At 37.2% G+C, this 17,630-nt stretch carries 12 protein-coding genes; all 12 read right to left on the reverse strand.

Annotated features, from left to right (window positions below):
• Positions 1-6: 6 nt before the first annotated feature.
• The 12 genes from EXIGUO8A_RS00520 to EXIGUO8A_RS00575 all read right to left on the reverse strand — a co-directional run bounded on the left by EXIGUO8A_RS00520 (position 7) and on the right by EXIGUO8A_RS00575 (position 17,624).
• The gene (locus tag EXIGUO8A_RS00520) at positions 7-1,761 is read right to left on the reverse strand and encodes a hypothetical protein (protein ID WP_159301516.1); all 1,755 of its coding nucleotides are present in this window, start codon (positions 1,759-1,761) and stop codon (positions 7-9) included.
• Positions 1,754-3,964 carry a tryptophan-rich sensory protein gene (locus tag EXIGUO8A_RS00525; RefSeq protein WP_236564400.1) on the reverse strand — a complete coding sequence of 737 codons (2,211 nt, stop codon included), beginning with the start codon at positions 3,962-3,964 and terminating at the stop codon, positions 1,754-1,756. Before EXIGUO8A_RS00525 ends, EXIGUO8A_RS00520 begins: the two co-directional genes overlap by 8 nt.
• A gap of 23 nt (positions 3,965-3,987) precedes the next feature.
• Positions 3,988-5,283 (reverse strand): BatA domain-containing protein, encoded by a 1,296-nt coding sequence (locus tag EXIGUO8A_RS00530; protein WP_159301518.1) that lies wholly within the window; start codon positions 5,281-5,283, stop codon positions 3,988-3,990.
• A gap of 1 nt (position 5,284) precedes the next feature.
• Positions 5,285-6,184, reverse strand: coding sequence for a DUF58 domain-containing protein (locus tag EXIGUO8A_RS00535; protein ID WP_159301519.1), 900 nt, complete (start codon positions 6,182-6,184; stop codon positions 5,285-5,287).
• Positions 6,185-6,206: 22 nt separating this feature from the next.
• Positions 6,207-7,211, reverse strand: a complete 1,005-nt coding sequence (locus EXIGUO8A_RS00540) for an AAA family ATPase (protein ID WP_159301520.1) — start codon at positions 7,209-7,211, stop codon at positions 6,207-6,209.
• 10 nt (positions 7,212-7,221) lie between these two features.
• On the reverse strand, positions 7,222-7,842 hold the full coding sequence (locus tag EXIGUO8A_RS00545) for a DUF4159 domain-containing protein (RefSeq protein WP_159301521.1): 621 nt from the start codon (positions 7,840-7,842) through the stop codon (positions 7,222-7,224).
• Between the two features lie 93 nt (positions 7,843-7,935).
• Positions 7,936-9,252: a TldD/PmbA family protein gene (locus EXIGUO8A_RS00550; RefSeq protein ID WP_159301522.1), complete on the reverse strand. Its 1,317-nt coding sequence runs from the start codon at positions 9,250-9,252 to the stop codon at positions 7,936-7,938.
• Positions 9,253-9,277: 25 nt separating this feature from the next.
• Complete coding sequence (locus tag EXIGUO8A_RS00555; RefSeq protein WP_089259949.1) at positions 9,278-10,918, reverse strand: TldD/PmbA family protein; 1,641 nt, start codon at positions 10,916-10,918, stop codon at positions 9,278-9,280.
• A gap of 945 nt (positions 10,919-11,863) precedes the next feature.
• Entirely contained in the window at positions 11,864-12,613 is a 750-nt protein-coding gene (locus tag EXIGUO8A_RS00560) for a LytR/AlgR family response regulator transcription factor (protein ID WP_159301523.1), read from the reverse strand.
• A 6-nt stretch (positions 12,614-12,619) separates the two neighbouring features.
• On the reverse strand, positions 12,620-15,652 hold the full coding sequence (locus EXIGUO8A_RS00565) for a sensor histidine kinase (RefSeq protein WP_159301524.1): 3,033 nt from the start codon (positions 15,650-15,652) through the stop codon (positions 12,620-12,622).
• Positions 15,653-15,692: 40 nt separating this feature from the next.
• On the reverse strand, positions 15,693-16,724 hold the full coding sequence (locus EXIGUO8A_RS00570; protein ID WP_159301525.1) for a hypothetical protein: 1,032 nt from the start codon (positions 16,722-16,724) through the stop codon (positions 15,693-15,695).
• A gap of 9 nt (positions 16,725-16,733) precedes the next feature.
• On the reverse strand, positions 16,734-17,624 hold the full coding sequence (locus EXIGUO8A_RS00575) for an SH3 domain-containing protein (RefSeq protein ID WP_159301526.1): 891 nt from the start codon (positions 17,622-17,624) through the stop codon (positions 16,734-16,736).
• Between the last annotated feature and the right edge of the window lie 6 nt (positions 17,625-17,630).

Below are 17,630 nucleotides of genomic sequence, written 5' to 3' on the forward strand. Positions count from 1 at the left end.
ACAGATTTAGTTTTCGGTAGATAATTTTGGTGACAGCCATAACCACCCTACCCCAAGTAAAAATAGTATATAGAACAGCATAGGAGAAATAGGACGGTTTACCATAACCGTCCTATTTTCTTTAGAATCATTACTAAATTGTGCTTTGTTCGCAGCTATCTTTTTGGAAGCTCTTAAAGATTCCCAATCGTTGGTATCATACACATAATAAGAAAATGATGTAATGCTATCACCCTCCACATCTAAGGTATTCCAACCTTTTTTCTTCGGATATGTCGTTGCCGAAAATTTAAAAGGAACTGCTGAATTCTGAAGCAATGGAACACGATTAACTCCATTATTTAACACCGAAATTTCTTCTAAATTTGTTCGCAATTCAAAATTAAAAGGTTCTCCTACTTTGGGAAATGCAGTTTGCGATTCCCAATCGACCGCTTGTTCTTTTCGCTTTACAATTTTATCTAAAATATGTGTCCATATTTTCGCATATGCTTGCTCTACTCCTTTTAAAAGCAACTGATAACTATTTAACAATGTTGTAGTTGCAACTCTACCCAAGCCCAACTGTTTGTAATAGGATAAATTTCCTAATTCATGAGCATTGATAGGATTTAAAGCAAATGCATCATTGAACCGGAATGGATATTTTTCCACCGTAATATTACTAATCGGTAATTGAAATTCATTTCTACCATCTCTTTTAAAACTAAAATAAGAAGTTTTAGCCCCTAAACTAAAAAGCTTCTCACTTGGCTGTATAAACAAAGCCAATCCGTTTTCACGAATGCTATTTTCAAAGTTGCTCTTGACGGATTTTCCAAAATTAAAATAGGTTTCCGCATCTACTATTACCGCATCATATTGCTTTAAAGATTCCAATGAAAATTGATATATCGGTGATGCCTTCGTGTTAAAATATTCAAATTTATACTTGCCTTTGGTGAGCTGACTACGAACAGTTACTTCGTAGCTCTCATCAGCCAAAAAGTTCTTTAGATATTTCGTTTCAAACGTAGGAAAAGTGTTTAAAATCAAGATACGCACCGGTTCCTTTTCTTGAATAGTTATGGGTATTGGGTTGGTCTCAATCCTATTTCCTAAACTATCTTTTTCCGCTAATTGATATACAAAATCACCACTGACCTTGGGCACGGCTGTCAAGGAAAAATCAAGTATAGAAGCATCTCTAAACTGAAGAGAATCCAGCCCATTTCCTCTCGAGTCTTGCAGTACCAAGAAAGAATTTTTTTTGGGTTGGTCGTATATGCCATCCACAATTAGGTCTTCACCTAAATTCAACCGCTGGGTGAATTTTAACCTTGTAATTCCCGATGGTACTTCATTAGGCAAATAGGTTGTTGGGATACTTTTCAATTTATAAAAATCAAATTCTTCCAGACCATTTCCAATAACCAATACACTGGTTAAGGAATCTAAACTCGCACGAATCGATTTCTTAGGATTATATTCCAGTATTTCCAAGCCTTTATAAACTCGCTCTAAGCTGTCCTGTTCATCTTTAACAAATCCACTAGTCAAAAGAAGCCCTTGTTGGTGCTGCATTTCCACCTGTTTCGTAGGCTCTAAAACAATACACATTAAAGCAAGCACAATTACGAATGCAACGACACTATTTAATGCAAATCTGCCACTGCTTCTTGTATTCCATTCCTTAACAAGGAAAGCTACAAATACCAACAGACTACCCAAAATAACGGGTATCAACAATTCTTTCTGAGCAAATAAGAAACCATTAATCATACACTTCCAATTGTTTTAGAAATAGTGAATTGATTTCATCTATATACATTTTTTTCGCACCGGGCTTTTGTGGTGTATCCGGTAAAGCCAATAACAAGCCTTTTTGCACAAACCGATAATTCTCGAGAGTTCTCCCTGTATTGTTCTCAATACTTTTTAACCCTTGTAACACCTGTAAATGCTTACCAGGATTGTCTATTGCCAATTGTGCCAGCTCATTGCCTGCAGCGGTGAAAAGTGCGGTATCATATTCTTTGTAAACCCCTTCTTTTTGCACCAATAGTTCTAAACGGCTAACTGCTTCTTTAATGACTTTAAAAGGTTGTTCAGCCTCTTTAGACTCGTTCTTACTGTAATTTTCAATATCCTTTATTTCACCGGTTAACCTACTATCTTCTTTTATAGGTGGTGGATCAAAACCTATGCGATGTACATAAATACGGGCACTGTTTTTTATTTCTTGTATTAGTTTTAAAGCATCATACTGAAATGGCAAGGACTTTTCGGGCTCATATAACCTTAAATACAGTTCGGCATCCCACATAATACTTAATGCCTTTCTTAATTTTGTTTTCAACGATTCTTCAAACAGAGTAGACTCCTCAGGATCATCATGATTATGAAGATAGTCGTGCAATGGATCTTCAGGTTCTTCGGTATCATCATGATCGTGCTCCTGCTGTTTTACCAAGTTATGCTCGTTATCGCCATCATGGTCATGCATGAATTCTTTTATTACATTTTCTTGATCTTCAGCATGATCATGGTCTTCACCTTCTTCATGACTTTCGATCTCGGCAGGAGCTTCTTCCATCTCAGATTCATCGCCCATAAACTGTCCGTACTTTAAACGCAATGCTTTTTGGTCAAATCCCAATTCATTACTTCTCGACTTAAAATCTTGAATTAAAATGTTCGGTTTATCTTTTATCAGCTTCTCGGTATCTATAATCAGTTGTCGCTGACTTCTAAAATAATCTGGCATTTGGTCTACGCCTAAAGTTCCTTCTACACCGTATTGTTCGCTAACAGTGTCTTTTATTACCGCAAAATAGGTTTCGCTACGTGCTACATTTCGTTTGGGCTGTTTTTCATCAAACGCTTCTATATAAAAATACAGCTCGTCGCCCATTTCCATTTTTAAGGCATTTAAATCCAATGTTTTTGTTGCTCGTATTGATTTCGTTCCTTTTGAAATGGTTTTCTTAAAATTCAATTTCTCCTCCCTAAACTTCACCGATTCCCCCGTTCCTTTACTCACCGTTGCAATAATGTAGCCTTCATCAATTCCAAAATCATCGGTAATTGCACTTTGTAGTTCGACAACCTTTTTGTCTGAAAAATCAAAATAGGTGTATTGCTCCAACCCAAGAATCTCTATTTCTGGCGGATTATCAGGTATTGCTTCCAATGAGAATAAATCCGAAGTAAATTCAATACCGTCTTCATTCTTGAATTTAAAGCTGTAAAAACCAGAAGTTGTTAATGGTAATTGAATTTGGTACCCTAAACTTACTTTCCGTAAAGGCTTTAATTCTCCCATCATATCCAATACCGGATCAATGACCGTATGATCAAATTGAAGTTTCCATTGTACTGTTGATCCTTTTACCGCCTTAATATTAGGATTTGTCGAAGAAGTACTACCCAGTTTGGTATAAGATGGATACAGCACATTAATTTCTTGTGTTTCTATTTTTGGAACTATGCTTTTACTTTTTAAACTATCTGTCGCTATAAATTGAATTTGTTCTGAATTATTGGGATTATTCAATATTTGGTCAACCCCACTGAATACTTGTAACTTATCAATTACAATTCCAAGTATTACGCAGCCTAACAAAACTAATAGCGCTTGTTTTATGGCGATTGGCGGAGTCAACGAGCCTAACTTAACCGAAAGCTCTTGAGCAACTTTATAACGTTGTAATTTGGCTAGATTGGATAAGGAATCTTCTGGTTGCAATAGGAGTCCGCTACTGAAAGACGCTTCTGAAACATGTGCATCAACATATGTGCTTGTGGAAAATAAGTTATGTTGCCAAGGCTTTTTTATCAGTATAAAAAGTAACAAACCAATGAGGAGCGTCACCAAGCTAATCACTACATTTTTAGTAATAAAATAACAAAGCACCGCAAAGCCTAAGGCATACAATACAACCTCAGCATATGACAATAACTGCCATCGCTTCTGAAATTTCATCAAGTGTATTTTGCCCGATTCCATTACTGTTTGCGTTTATGTGCCACTAAGCGTTCTACCAATAACAATGCAAATAAGACCAACCATAAATACGGATTCACATTCCAGCTTGCCAATTGTTTTTGCTTCTCTTTACCGGGTGTATAAGTGGTTTCCAATTCTGATGCCGTTACAGATCTATGATCTACTTTTGCCAATAGCCGTTCTACCTCGCTGTTTACATCTAAAACGCCCAGCAACTTCTCTGTTAACCGTTCTGATACTGCATTTTCTGAGTTGATATGCTTGGTCAAATAAAATGTGTTATCATCTTCCCCAACAGTTATGATGGATTGCGCCATTGTATCTTCTTTCCAAACTAAAAGCTTCTGATCAGTTTTTGGATATTGCTTATTACTCAACCAAATAACTACATCGGCTTCTTTGTTTGTAAAATCGTCAATATCTGATTTCGTTTCTACCTTAATTTCCCTATCCAAGTAAACAGAAAGTGCTTTTAAGGCTGCTTCTAAATATGTTTTATCGGCTGTTAGACTATCGGAATATACTATAGATACTTCGAGTGGGTCTTGCGTAAACACTGGTATGGATTTACTAACTCCATTCTTAGAGACCACAAGACTATCGCCTTGCCCGTTAAGCGCATATTCATTTCCTAACGTTATTAGCTTACTGCTGATTTTCATTTCATCAGAAGCGCTCCTTGCCGTATACAATTGTAATTGGTTTTCTTTTTTATAAGCTAATAATGGATGTTCTTTTGATAAGGCGGAGTCGATTACTATCCAATTAATATGATGTTTGGTTTCTGGTCTTGCTCCTTTTAATCCGCTTGCCAATCCGGTTGTAAAAACAACAATGCTATCGGTATGTAAACCATCCATTTCAGATGCCAAAGCCCAATAATCTTGTACTTCATATTCTTTTATTGTGTGCACTTCTATTTCTATGGGTGGCAAACCATTTTTAAAAAGTCTTATTTCCTGACTTTCACCTAATTCATTAAAACGGGACATAAAAGACAAGTGCTGCGCAAGTTCGGGTTCTACTACATAGGTGAGGGTTTTGTTACTCACTTTTGAATACCATTGTGGCTTTGCCATCAATACAACCAACAGCGAAATAATACCTATACGTAATAACAACAACCACCACTCATTCAATTGAATGCTGCTAGATTGCTTCGATTTTGATTCTGATAACAATTGAACACTACCAATTTTTATGGTCTTTGCCTCTTTCTTACTCCATAAATGAATTGCTATTGGAACCAAAAGTCCCAATAAAGCCCATAAATATGAAGGATGTGCAAATGACATATTAGCTGAATCTTTTTCGTTGTTTTAAAAATAATTGAAGCGCTTCGCCCAATGGTGCATCCATTCTAAATACATGATGGTCTATTCCGTTAGAAAGCAAGTCTTCCTTGATTTTTTTTAGCCTACTTTCAAGAGCGTTCAGATAATCAGTTTTCGCTTGTTGGGTATCCACCTTTATTCGAGCTCCTGTTTCCCAATCTTCAAATGTGATATTAGAACCATAGCTAAAATCCATCTCCGCGGCACCCATAATTTGCAAAACCACCACCTCGTTCTTGGCAGATTTCAATCCTTTTATAAACTTTGAAATCTCCTCTCCTGTTTCATACATATCCGTCAGGAAAAAAATCAACTCTTTCCCTCCTCTGTTGGGTATGCGCTTATTTGAAATATGGGTTTCGGGCCACTTGCCGGTATTTGAGAGATTGATGAGTTCTAGCAGCAATCTGTTATAATGCTTTTTATCTGCCTTGGGGTAAATACTGACCACATCAATTTCATTAAGTGCGAAAAGACCAACAGCATCACCTTGCATATGAGCCATATATGTTAGTGTAGCCACCAAGACACGTACAAAATCAACTTTCGACAAGTCCTTTTCTTTATGCAGCATTGAAGCACTGGCATCTACAATGAACTTAATGGTTACCTGACTTTCAATTTCCGATTGTTTAATATAGTACCTGCCAGAACGCGCTAACATTTTCCAGTCTAACAAACGTAAATCGTCACCGGGTTCATAGCCTCTATACTGGCTAAACTCCATTCCTGGACCTACACTAGCACTTCTATTTAAACCAGCCGTAAACCCCTCGACCACAATTCGTGATATTAAGGAAAGTCCCTCAACCGTATTGATTACCTCTGGTTTTAATAAATCTTGATAGTCCTGTTTTGCCATATACTCGATAATGGAGCGTTGTTTACTTGCCTTTTATATTAATAGCATTTAATAAATGCGTAGCCACTTTATCTGAAGTTATGCCTTCTGCTTCTGCTCTAAAATTGACCAAAACCCTATGGCGAAGTACTGGCAATGCAACTGCTTTAATATCATTTAAGGTTACCGCTAACCGACCTTCTAACAATGCATTAGCCTTTGCGGTTAAGATCATTGCTTGACCTGCTCGCGGTCCTGCGCCCCAATCTACCCAGTCTTTTACATAAGAATCCGTAGTGGTTTCTGGTCGTGTTGCCCGTATAATATCACTAACAAAACTAATAAGGGCATCACTGATTGATACTTCACGTACCAATGCTTGCAAGCGTACGATATCTTCGCCTGAAATAACTCTATTTAGCTTCTTTTTAAATGTTCCCGTAGTAGCTTTTAGAATTGCTTCTTCGTCCTTCTGCGTAGGATATCCAATTTTGATGTACAATAAGAATCTATCTTGCTGAGCTTCCGGCAGTACAAATGTACCAGACTGTTCAATTGGGTTTTGTGTTGCTAGAATGAAGAATGGTTTATCTAAAGGATATGTTTTATCTCCGTAGGTAACCTCAAATTCTTGCATCGCTTCCAACAATGCTGCCTGTGTTTTTGGTGGTGTACGGTTTATTTCATCCGCTAGTATAATATTAGAAAAAATGGGTCCTTTATTGAACTTAAAGAACTTTTTACCTGTGGTATGATCTTCTTCTAAAATCTCGGTCCCAATAATATCCGAGGGCATTAAATCGGGTGTAAACTGAATACGTTTAAACTTTAAATCGATGGCATTTGCCAGAGTTCTGATCATTAAAGTTTTTGCCAAACCGGGTACTCCTTCTAATAAAGCATGACCACCGGCTAAAAACGTAATCAATAATTGCGATACGGTTTCTTCTTGTCCAATAATCACCTTTCCGATCTCCTGCTTTAGGGCACTCAACTTACCGGAAAGCATTTCTACTTCATCTGCAACGCGTTGTAATTCTTTATCCATTCAAATGTGTTTATGAGGTTAGGGCATACATGACGATGTTTACCCCAAACCGTGTATTGTCTATTTTGTACCAACGTTTATTTCTAAAATCATAATCCCACTCGCAGCCGTAATCTTTATTACTGTACAATACCCCTATTCTTCCATTGATAACAATTGCCTTTAAATAATCATGCACCAAATCATCTCCCCAGCCGTTCAGCTCTTGTGATGTAGTTGGCGGACCGTCTTCAAAATCAAAGAATATGGTATAGATTTCGTGGTCGTTGGGTATTTTTTTTAATGCGGATGGACCAAATATTTCTTCCATTTGCCGCTCGAAGGATTTAGCGAACAATCCGTCTATATCGTGATTGCAATCATCTGCAAAAACAAAACCTCCGTTGCGGACATATTTCTCAAAATTCTCTTGTTCCTTTTTGGTAAACTCCACCAATTTATGTCCTGAGATATAGCAAAACGGACTCTTAAAAATATCATCGCTGGCGAGGGTGATTATCTTTTCTTGGGTGTCAACTTTCAAGGTTGTATACTCCACCAATGAATTTAACAAGTTGGATGGCATACGCTGATCCACATCCCAATCGCCGGATTCATACTGTAATCTCGTAAAGAAAAATTCGTTGCTCAAGGGCAAGTAATTAGTGTTTTTATTCCGCGTGAAAAAGAAAACTGGTTGTTGTGAAGTGTCACAAACAACCAGTTTATAATGTATTACTATAGATTATACCGCATCTGAAAGACTGGTAAACGTAAAGTCACGAACCTTCATATATGGTATTAAATTACCATTGATACGTACTTGTTTTCCAAGGGTTTCTAGATTGTTCAACATGATGATCGGACTCTCATTAAACCTGAAGTTTTTTACAGGATATTTAATTTCTCCGTTCTCGATGTAAAACGTTCCGTCCCTTGTTAGTCCCGTATATAGTAAGGTCTGTGGATCCACACTACGTATGTACCACAAACGTGTTACTAGAATTCCTTTCTTAGTACTCTTGATTAAATCTTCTAAGCTGGCATCGCCACCGGTCATAATCGCATTCGATGGAAAAGGAACCGGCTCAACACCTTTCTCCTTTGCCCAAAAACGATCATACGCCAAGTTTTTAACGACTCCGTTTTCAATCCAACTTGTCTTTTTTAAAGGTTGCCCTTCGCCGTTCCAAGTTGCTGTAGGTACTTCTGGATTCAACGGGTCAGAATAAATATTAACGCGTTCGTCCACTATTTTTTGACCTATTTTATTTTTACCATCTGCAGCAGACATAAAGCTTCTACCTTCATCAGCCGAACGGGCATTCAAAGAACGAAACATATTACGTAACAAATCTGCCGATGCAGCTGGCTCTAATATTACCGTATACTTACCAGGCTCAATAGCTTTCGCTTCTCTTGAAAGTACTGCCTTGTCGATTGCGGTTTTTGCAGCTTCATCAGCATCAAACTTATCAACATCGTTAAAATCTCTTTTGACCCAACCAGAACCGGTACCGTCATTGGTACGCATGGTAACGGTAAAATCAACATCCGTAGATTTATTGTAAGCGAACAAACCCTTAGAATTAATCATCGCCCTAAACCCTGCCGAGTCATTTAAAAATCCTGCTGCAGTAACATCTTTAGCATCTGCAGGCACAATACTGCTGCTCGCTACCTCAGCTCTGTATTCTGGAGTTATATTGGCGGTAGATTCACTAAACGTTATTGCCTCATCATACTCTTGCGGACCTAGAGGTTCCATAAACTCAGGGTTCTCAGGTGAAAGTTGTGCCAATTCCTCTGCTCTTCTCACCACTTTTTCCAATGATGCGTCATCAAACTCATCTATAGTTGCCGTACCAGATTTTTTACCAAAACTAGACTGTACCGCCAAACTTTGGTTAGAACTGAATCCTGCCGTAGATACTGTATTACGTGCATACCTGATATTTCCACTGTTATAACCGTTTAGATTTATCTCGCAGGTATCGGCTTTGGAAAAGCTCAACGCCTTCTCCAATATTTTTTTTGCTTCTTCTTTTGTATAAATTGCCATTGTTGTCCTTTTTAAGGTGAACCAATTAAATGTTTCTGCCAGTGTTAATTACGTTTACATCATTGAACCTGGCAGTAGAACTACCATGGGATACAGCGCTTACCTGAGAAGGCTGCCCTTTGCCATCGAAGAATGTACCGAACAAACGGTAATCATCTTTATCGCAAATCTTAACACATGAATTCCAAAACTCTTGGGTATTTGATTGGTATGCTACATCTTCTAACATGCCCACGATTTCACCATTTTTAATTTCATAAAAAACAGTACCACCAAATTGGAAATTGTAACGTTGCTGATCTATGGAATATGATCCGCGACCTGCTATGTAAATACCTTTTTCTACATCCTTTATCATTTCTGCAATAGAATACTTTTCTTTCCCCGGTTCTAAAGAAACATTGGGCATACGTTGAAATTGAACATCGTCCCAACTTTGTGCGTAGCAACAACCATGAGATTCCTCTTCTCCGATCATATGTGCTTGATCACGTATGGCTTGGAAATTTGTCAATACGCCGTTTCGTACCAAATCCCACTTCTTGGCTTTCACACCTTCATCATCATAACCAACAGCGCCTAAGGAACCGACTTGAGTCTTGTCCGCAACAAGGTTTACAATATCACTACCATATTTAAAGTTACCCGATTTTAATTTATCCAATGAGGCAAAACTTGTACCTGCATAGTTGGCTTCATAACCCAATACACGATCCAATTCCAATGGGTGACCCACAGATTCGTGAATAGTCAATCCAAGGTGATTCGGTTCTAATACCAAATCGTACTTACCGGCATCAACAGATTTTGCGGTCAGTTTTTCCTTTGCCTGTTTAGCCGCGATAGTGGCATCTTCTACCATATCGTAGCTGTTTCTGTATAATCGTAATCCTGCCGGACCATCTATTTTCTCAGATTCCAATCCGTCTAAATACTCATAACCCATACCTACGGGCGCACTCATATTTTCTCTAGTTTTAAAAGTACCTGCAGATTTATCAACTGCGGTAACTCTCAAAGTAGGCCATAAACGGTGAATGTCTTGATCAATATAAGAACCATCGGTCGATGCAAAGTATTTTTGCTCGTTAACCATAAATAAGGCGGAGTTCACAAAGTTTGCTCCATTATCCAAAGCAGCGGCATTTGCACTTAACAAAAGATCCACCTTTTCCGAAACAGGCACTTCTTTAAAATCTTTCTTTATAGGGGTTTTCCAAGACACCTCTCCGTATGCGTTTACGGGAGCCAACTTCACCGGTTCTTTTTGAATTTTAGAGTTTGCTTTGGCGATTGCAACTGCCTGCTCGGTAGCTTTTTTAATACCGTCTTCAGTTACGCTATTGGTAGAGGCAAATCCCCATGTACCATTGGCGATTACACGAATACCAATACCAAAAGACTCTGTATTGACCACGTTCTGCACTTTGTCTTCCCTGGTGAATACATACTGATTTAAATACCTGCCTATACGGGCATCTGCATACGTAGCGCCCAATGATTTAGCGGTATTCAAGGCAACATCTGCCATTCTCTTTTTCACCAAGGCATCCATACCCGGTTCCAGTAGTGCCTCTGTAGGGATGTCGTTACCTAGCAATAATGACGGCATCATCAATGCTCCGGCACCCAACCCGGCGTACTGTACAAAATCTCTTCTTTTCATGTGTTAGTTTTAAATTGGTTCTTTATAATAGCATATGAAACTCTAAAGAATTACATATATAGTGAGTTCTTAAGTATGATTTTTAATTCTGTATAAAATTTCAAAATCAAAGTACTAGAATACCGAGAGATTATTATCTACATATTCTAGCCCTCTAAAAATAGAGAGGCTTTTGAAACAATTATGTTAACCTTAACATAAAATATAACTTTATTTGGTGCTTTTGAGAATTATGTAAAAATATGGGGATGATATTTTGATCTTCGGAAGGCTATTTGAAAAATTGTTTAGAGTTTTTTCAAAAACATAATTTAAGCATAATTACGAAATGATTTTTTCCAATGCAGTAGCAGATATATCGATCCGGTAATTGTCACAAATATTAATACTTTAAATAATATTCCAAATAATATCTGTATTGGTTTTAATCCTAAGCTCCAGTCACTTGGCAAATAATCTCGATGTAATGAAGTTGCTATAACCACCATTCTTTCAAAGGATACCAAAAACATTAAACTAAGTAGCAATCTATAAAAAATATTTTTGGTTATTTTTTTACACCATAATAACTGACTTAATAATACCCAGAATAATGGCTGCAGCCAAATTCCATACGAGTATTTACCAGTTAACCGTTGAGCAAAAGCTATTTTGTCCATCTCGTTTTCTATTTCAGTATAAGAAATAAAAATTCTAATTATCCATAACATCCCGAAAACTATCCCTGAAAAAATGACCAAATTAATTGCGATTCTATCAAAGTCATTCAAGAATTCTTTATACTTCGAAAAGTATCGGACCAAAAAGAATACTATAGTGTAAAACCCGAATGCAATGATTATATCAACTCTTAGTATCTCGGAAATTAAATGTAGAGTTTCTATCAATTCTAAAAATTAGTTTAAATGTTTATGCGTTTTAAATTAATCATCATATTTTATTCCCTTACCTATGCATCTTATCTAAAATCTCAATAATCTCGGTTTTCTTACGCACTGAAACCGGTACATTCTCTCCATTCTTTAGCATTAAATAACCGCCATCGGTTTTGATATAGGCACTGATGCATTGCAGGTTGACCAGATGACTTTGGTGCACACGAACAAAATCGTGACTGCTTAAAAGGTCTGCAAAGTATTTTAAGGTCTTTGTTACGAAAATCTTACGTTTGTCTTGGAGGTGAAAAATGGTGTTGTTACTATCAGATTCGCACCGAATAATATCATCTAAACTGACAATAATAATTTGATCTAGCGTATGTAATGAAATCTTGTTCGGCTTTTTCTCTGGCGCTGCTATAGTCTCCTTTAAAATCTGTAGTCGTTCTTTATTTGGTTGTAACTGTTCTTTTGCTCGTGAAATGGCTAGGCTTAAATCGGCATTTGAATAGGGTTTTAATACATAGTCGATTGCGGCAAACTTGAAAGCACGAATTGCAAATTCATCACTGGCAGTTACAAATATGATTTTTGACTTAAGGTCTGGAAAAATCTCTAAAATATCAAAGCCCGTACCATCACCCAACATTATATCCAAGAACAGAATATCTGGCTGATTCTTACGCAGTACCTTGGCGGCTTCCACTACACTCTGTGCCGTGGCGATAATTTCAATATCTGGATGCTGGGTCTCAATATCCTTTTTTAAAAGGGTCATGGCATCGATCATGTCTTCTACTATTATCGCTGTATGCATAGGTCTCTAATAATCTGTTAGTAAAGGTATTTTAAAGGTAATCTTGGTACCATCAATACTACCGACTTCATTTTTAATTTCACTGATATGCAGGGTATTGGTACCTGCAATTGATTCTAGTCTTTCTTTGGTCACCGTTAATGCCATAGATTGATGGTCTGTTTTTGGCTTTTCGCTTTGCGATTTAAAAATACCTAATCCGTTATCAACAATACTACATTGCAAATGAGTTTTTGTAGTGGAAAAAGTAATCTCCAATTTACCAGGTCTTTCGCCTTTTAAAATACCATGTCTAATGGCATTTTCTACAAAGGGCTGAATTAACATTGGCGGAATCAGAATCTCTTCGGCATCGGGAGTGGTTGCAGCATTAACGGTATATTCAAAAGGCTTTTGCGCCATCAACTTTTCCACTTCTATGTAATGCCGTATCGCCTTTATCTCTTGGTCTAAACTTATGTGCTCTTTTCTTGAATTCTGAAGTGTTTCTCTCAATAATATGGCAAAGCTATTAATGGTGGTATCCATCTTTTCTGGTTTGTTACCTGCCATTGCTTTTATCCCATTTAAAACATTGAATATAAAATGCGGGTTCATTTGTAACTGCAGTGCTTTCTGCTCTAAGGTCAATAAATAATTTTGTGTTTTCAATCGTTCTTGTTCCGCTTTATTTTTTGCTTTTATCTTATGAATGTAAAACCACCCAATACCTAACAATACAACAATTGCCAATGCTAAAACGGACCACTGAAACCAGTCTTTTTTGTACAGCGGACTATCAATAAAAAAACCGAATTCTATAGGTTCACTTTCTTGCCATCTGTAATTTCTAGATTGTACTTGAAAATTATGGGATCCATAAGCCAGACCCGCAAAATTTTGCTTGTTCTCTTTTACCCACGGACTCCACTCCGTTTCATCTAATCGTGTTCTGTACTCAATTTCATTTGGGTGATCCACATCTACCGTTCTGAACGAAAAACCTAATTGTGTCTGCTCTGGTGTTAGTTGTAGTACCTTGTTACTATTTGTCCAATCTTTTAAAACTAAAGAGTCAATATTCCTATACCGTTCTTCTACTCCTGTAAAATATACTGTTGGTGGCGCTGCCGTTTTCTTGCTTTCACTGGGAATATGTTTTGTTAACCCATAAATTGCCCCAAACCACAAATTGCCGTCTTCATCTTTATCTACGGCATTTAAACACGTTTCTATTCCTAAAAATCCGTCATTTCTACCAAAATGATAAACATCTACAATTTCATTATCGGTGTTCAATTCTATTTTATCCACTCCCCTTTCAGAACCTGCCCACAGAAAGCCTTGATCATCAAATATGAGCTGATAAATGTTATTAGACGATACGTTTTTAGCTCCTTTTAATTGTTGAAAATTTACAGGATTAGTGCTGTTCGCATACCAAATACCCTTACCTGATGTACCTAAGAAAATAGTATCATCATGAAACAAAATAGTATTAACTGCAGTTTGTTGTTCTAAACCGATTTCAATACTGGTCACCTTATTATTTTCTATATAGCCTAAATGACCATTTTGCGTGGAGTACCACAGCTTACCATCTGGTGCTTTTACCATGCTTTTTATCAGCATATCGGTAATGCCATTTCGCTTAGAAAAGGTTTTTCTAACCACAAGGCTATCATTATCTGAATAGTAATTGAATTTCACTATACCATTGGCATAGGTAGCTGCCCAGATATAATCATCATCGGCAATTACGGTACGCACCCAATCTGAAGGAAAGCCTTTGCTCTCATCAATAATATGATTGGTGGTCTTTTTAACCGCAACCGTATCTATCTGTATTAAATAGGTCTCGCTTGATGAGAATACCAGACTATCTACCATTTTAGTCTCCCTAAACAACACCCCTCGGTTATCTGATCCTGCCCAAATATTGCCATTAGAATCGCTAGAAATAGTTTTGATTTTTACATCAAAAAATGAACCTTCGTTAGGTATGGCATGTATTCCTGCGGAATCAATTTTTGCCAAACCAGCTTCCGATGTTGAAAACCATAATCCGTCCGCAGCATTATGTACGGCATATATTCGATTACCCCTTAAACCCGTTCGCTGATTGTAATGTTTAAAATTATTCTGAAAGTATTTGTAAAAACCGCCACCAGATGTCGCAATCCAAATATTGCCATTATTGTCGTTAATGACTTTTCTAATATGCGGAGTAGCCAAACCGCTAGCGGTATTCAACCTTTTTATCTCTGAAAATTTATTGGTTTCTACAATTGTAATTCCCTCATTGTCAGTTATTATCCACAAATCATCTTCATTTTGAATTGACATGGAGTTTATACGCGATGGTTCTGGCATTAAAAACCTGTCATCGTTATTATCTTGATTGATGATAAATACACCATCATCAAAAGTTGCCGCAATTATTTTGTTGTTATGTTGTATGACGGACTTAAAGTTATTGACCTCAACTTTCTTTATTTCGTCGGCAACATCGTTTAGGGCATTTAGTTTCCATAGCGCCTTATTGGTCGCTAGCCAGTAATAATTTCCATCAAAAAATATTGAATTGATTTCACTTTTATCTATCTCTGGATGGATGGATTTTTTAGTGAGTTTTTTGGGCTTAGTATAGGTATACACCCCTCTTTTCGTACCAATATACAGCTCTTGCTTTTCGGGATATATTTGAAGTATTTGGGGGGCATCAAAATTGACGAATTGATTTTTGACTTTTATAGAAAGTCCTTTCTTTGTACCCACAAAAACCGAATCATTGGAGGTGTATAGGGCGTCTATGTAGTTGGAGAGTAATCCGTCACTTTCATTCCACACCTCAAATGCATTTCCATCAAAATTTGCCAATCCGCTACCTTGTGTACCCAACCACAAGTAACCCATATGATCTTGTACCATATCATATACCTGAGACTGTGGCAAACCATCTGCAATGGTATATGCGCGTAGCTGACTGTTTTGCGCGAACAACTGTATTGTTCCGAAGAAACAAAAAACAGTCAAAACATATTTTACAGATAACTTCAAAAAATGGATTTCTTTTAGTTTTAGATTAACGCCTTTATCTCTATAATATTTGATAAAGTGAAGGGTCTTCTACCGTGGCATTTTGGTACTCGTTTACATCGTTGGACTGCAAAATAGGTGCCAATACGCACAGTACGGTTGTTTTTCCTTTTATTATCAATTTATTCCCTTTTACAGTACTTCTCCAACGGAATTTTTCTATCGGGATTTTTAATTTATAAATCATTTCTGCCATTTCAGGGGATTCCGAAATCCAATCCATAATAGCTTCTTTGTCTTCTAATGTAGGTATATCGGTAACGGAATCAAAAGTAAATTCCCATTCAAACGGAATATTGAATTTAAAACTATACGCTTCTCCAAAAGAAGTCTCTTGCCTGGTCTTTAAAGCGGTAAACCAATCGATTGCTTCATTGGGATATGTTTGCTCAAACTCTTTAGCAAGGTATGCCGGACCTTTAGACTCTGCCGTTGGGTAGTAACCGTAGTAGGGTTTTGCCAAATAATGTTCGGCATACTTACCGCCGAACACATTAAAATAAGGGGAAGCAATTACTTGTTCTGCCGCTAAGACAGTCTTCAATTCTTCTAACAATTGTTTGTTTTCCCCTAACCCACAGGAGTGAAAAATAACCTTGGTATCGCTCATAAATTCATCGCGAATAGATGTAATGTTTTTGGTAGCCATTGCACGTTGTAAACTTTTTACCGTAATACGCTCGCCATTTACCGTAGTTTTCAAAGACATACCTAACCAGGCATTACTATGGCTTACAATGTGTATTTCTTTATAACTTACTTGATTTTCTCCTGCTTTGTTTACATAGGCTATGATGTCGTCAATGGCATATAAGCTATCTACAATTGGCATTCCTTGTTTTTCAAAATACCGTTTTGCATTGCTATAATAGGTGTTATCACCTTCATCAAAACCAGCAATAAAAACGATGGATTCCACTATTCTTTCCTTTTCTAAAGGGTAAGCAAGAGCCGTTTCCGACTGTGGCGAAAACGGCTTCTTACTTCCAAGCATTAGCACACTAACCAATACTAAAATCAAATACTTACTCATAATTGTTCTTTAAAAATTCGTACTCACTACTGCATCATCTCTAATTTCACGTGCTTCTTCCTTTTTAATCAGTTTAGAACCGTTCCACACATAAGGTGTTGTTATGAATTCTACGTTGTTTTGAGCCAATGCATCATCAAGTGTTTTGATGTTTTTTGTTATGGTCGTTTTCAGTAAAATAGTACTCTTAACACCTTGCATATCTGACGGAAAAACAAAATGCTCTGTTTTTAAATAATTGGTGTCTGCATAATCTATTAAATCCGCCACTTTCTTGAATCTACCATTATTCCAAAACAGGTAGCTCTTACCTACTTGGTAACCTGTGTCTTTATCAGCTAAATCTACTGTAATCACATCTTCTACATTGAACAGACCTAAACTACCGTGGTTTTCAATATGAACCGGAATCGCAGCCAAACTATCTAACACCATTTTATCCAATTGTTGTCCGTTTTTAAAGGCTCGTAGTTGGTATGTTGTTTCCGTAACGCCAGATGCATTTTTGGCACTACTTTCATAACCATAAACAAACTTCACTTGGTTGTCTGCAATACTCCCGAAGGATTTCTGAGCAATCATTCCGCCCCATACCCAGCCAGTTTGGTCACCCGTTGTTACACGGTACCAGTGACTTTTAATACCATCTATTTCTTTGGCGTACAAGCTCTTTTCCCACAGTACCATTTTGGTTCCAATATCCAGTAGCGTTACTTTTTTACTGCGTACCGATGGCTTTTCGCGAAGAAATACTTTGTGAGCCAATAAATACTCATAGGTCAGTTCTTCTGAGGGAATCTCTTTGTCCATCACTTCAAATTCAACTTGTTCTGTTTGAGCGAAAACGTTCACCATTGCAAACAAGCAAAGGAACAAGGCACTTTTCTTTACATTTTTCATGTTTTT

This window comes from Maribacter litoralis, assembly GCF_902506355.1.
Lineage (GTDB): Bacteria > Bacteroidota > Bacteroidia > Flavobacteriales > Flavobacteriaceae > Maribacter > Maribacter litoralis.

Coding starts and splice junctions, on each gene's coding strand:
- EXIGUO8A_RS00520 (WP_159301516.1), bottom strand. CDS start 1,761: ATGATTAATGGTTTCTTATTTGCTCAGAAAGAATTGTTGATACCCGTT.
- EXIGUO8A_RS00525 (WP_236564400.1), bottom strand. CDS start 3,964: ATGAAATTTCAGAAGCGATGGCAGTTATTGTCATATGCTGAGGTTGTA.
- EXIGUO8A_RS00530 (WP_159301518.1), bottom strand. CDS start 5,283: ATGTCATTTGCACATCCTTCATATTTATGGGCTTTATTGGGACTTTTG.
- EXIGUO8A_RS00535 (WP_159301519.1), bottom strand. CDS start 6,184: ATGGCAAAACAGGACTATCAAGATTTATTAAAACCAGAGGTAATCAAT.
- EXIGUO8A_RS00540 (WP_159301520.1), bottom strand. CDS start 7,211: ATGGATAAAGAATTACAACGCGTTGCAGATGAAGTAGAAATGCTTTCC.
- EXIGUO8A_RS00550 (WP_159301522.1), bottom strand. CDS start 9,252: ATGGCAATTTATACAAAAGAAGAAGCAAAAAAAATATTGGAGAAGGCG.
- EXIGUO8A_RS00555 (WP_089259949.1), bottom strand. CDS start 10,918: ATGAAAAGAAGAGATTTTGTACAGTACGCCGGGTTGGGTGCCGGAGCA.
- EXIGUO8A_RS00560 (WP_159301523.1), bottom strand. CDS start 12,613: ATGCATACAGCGATAATAGTAGAAGACATGATCGATGCCATGACCCTT.
- EXIGUO8A_RS00570 (WP_159301525.1), bottom strand. CDS start 16,724: ATGAGTAAGTATTTGATTTTAGTATTGGTTAGTGTGCTAATGCTTGGA.
- EXIGUO8A_RS00575 (WP_159301526.1), bottom strand. CDS start 17,624: ATGAAAAATGTAAAGAAAAGTGCCTTGTTCCTTTGCTTGTTTGCAATG.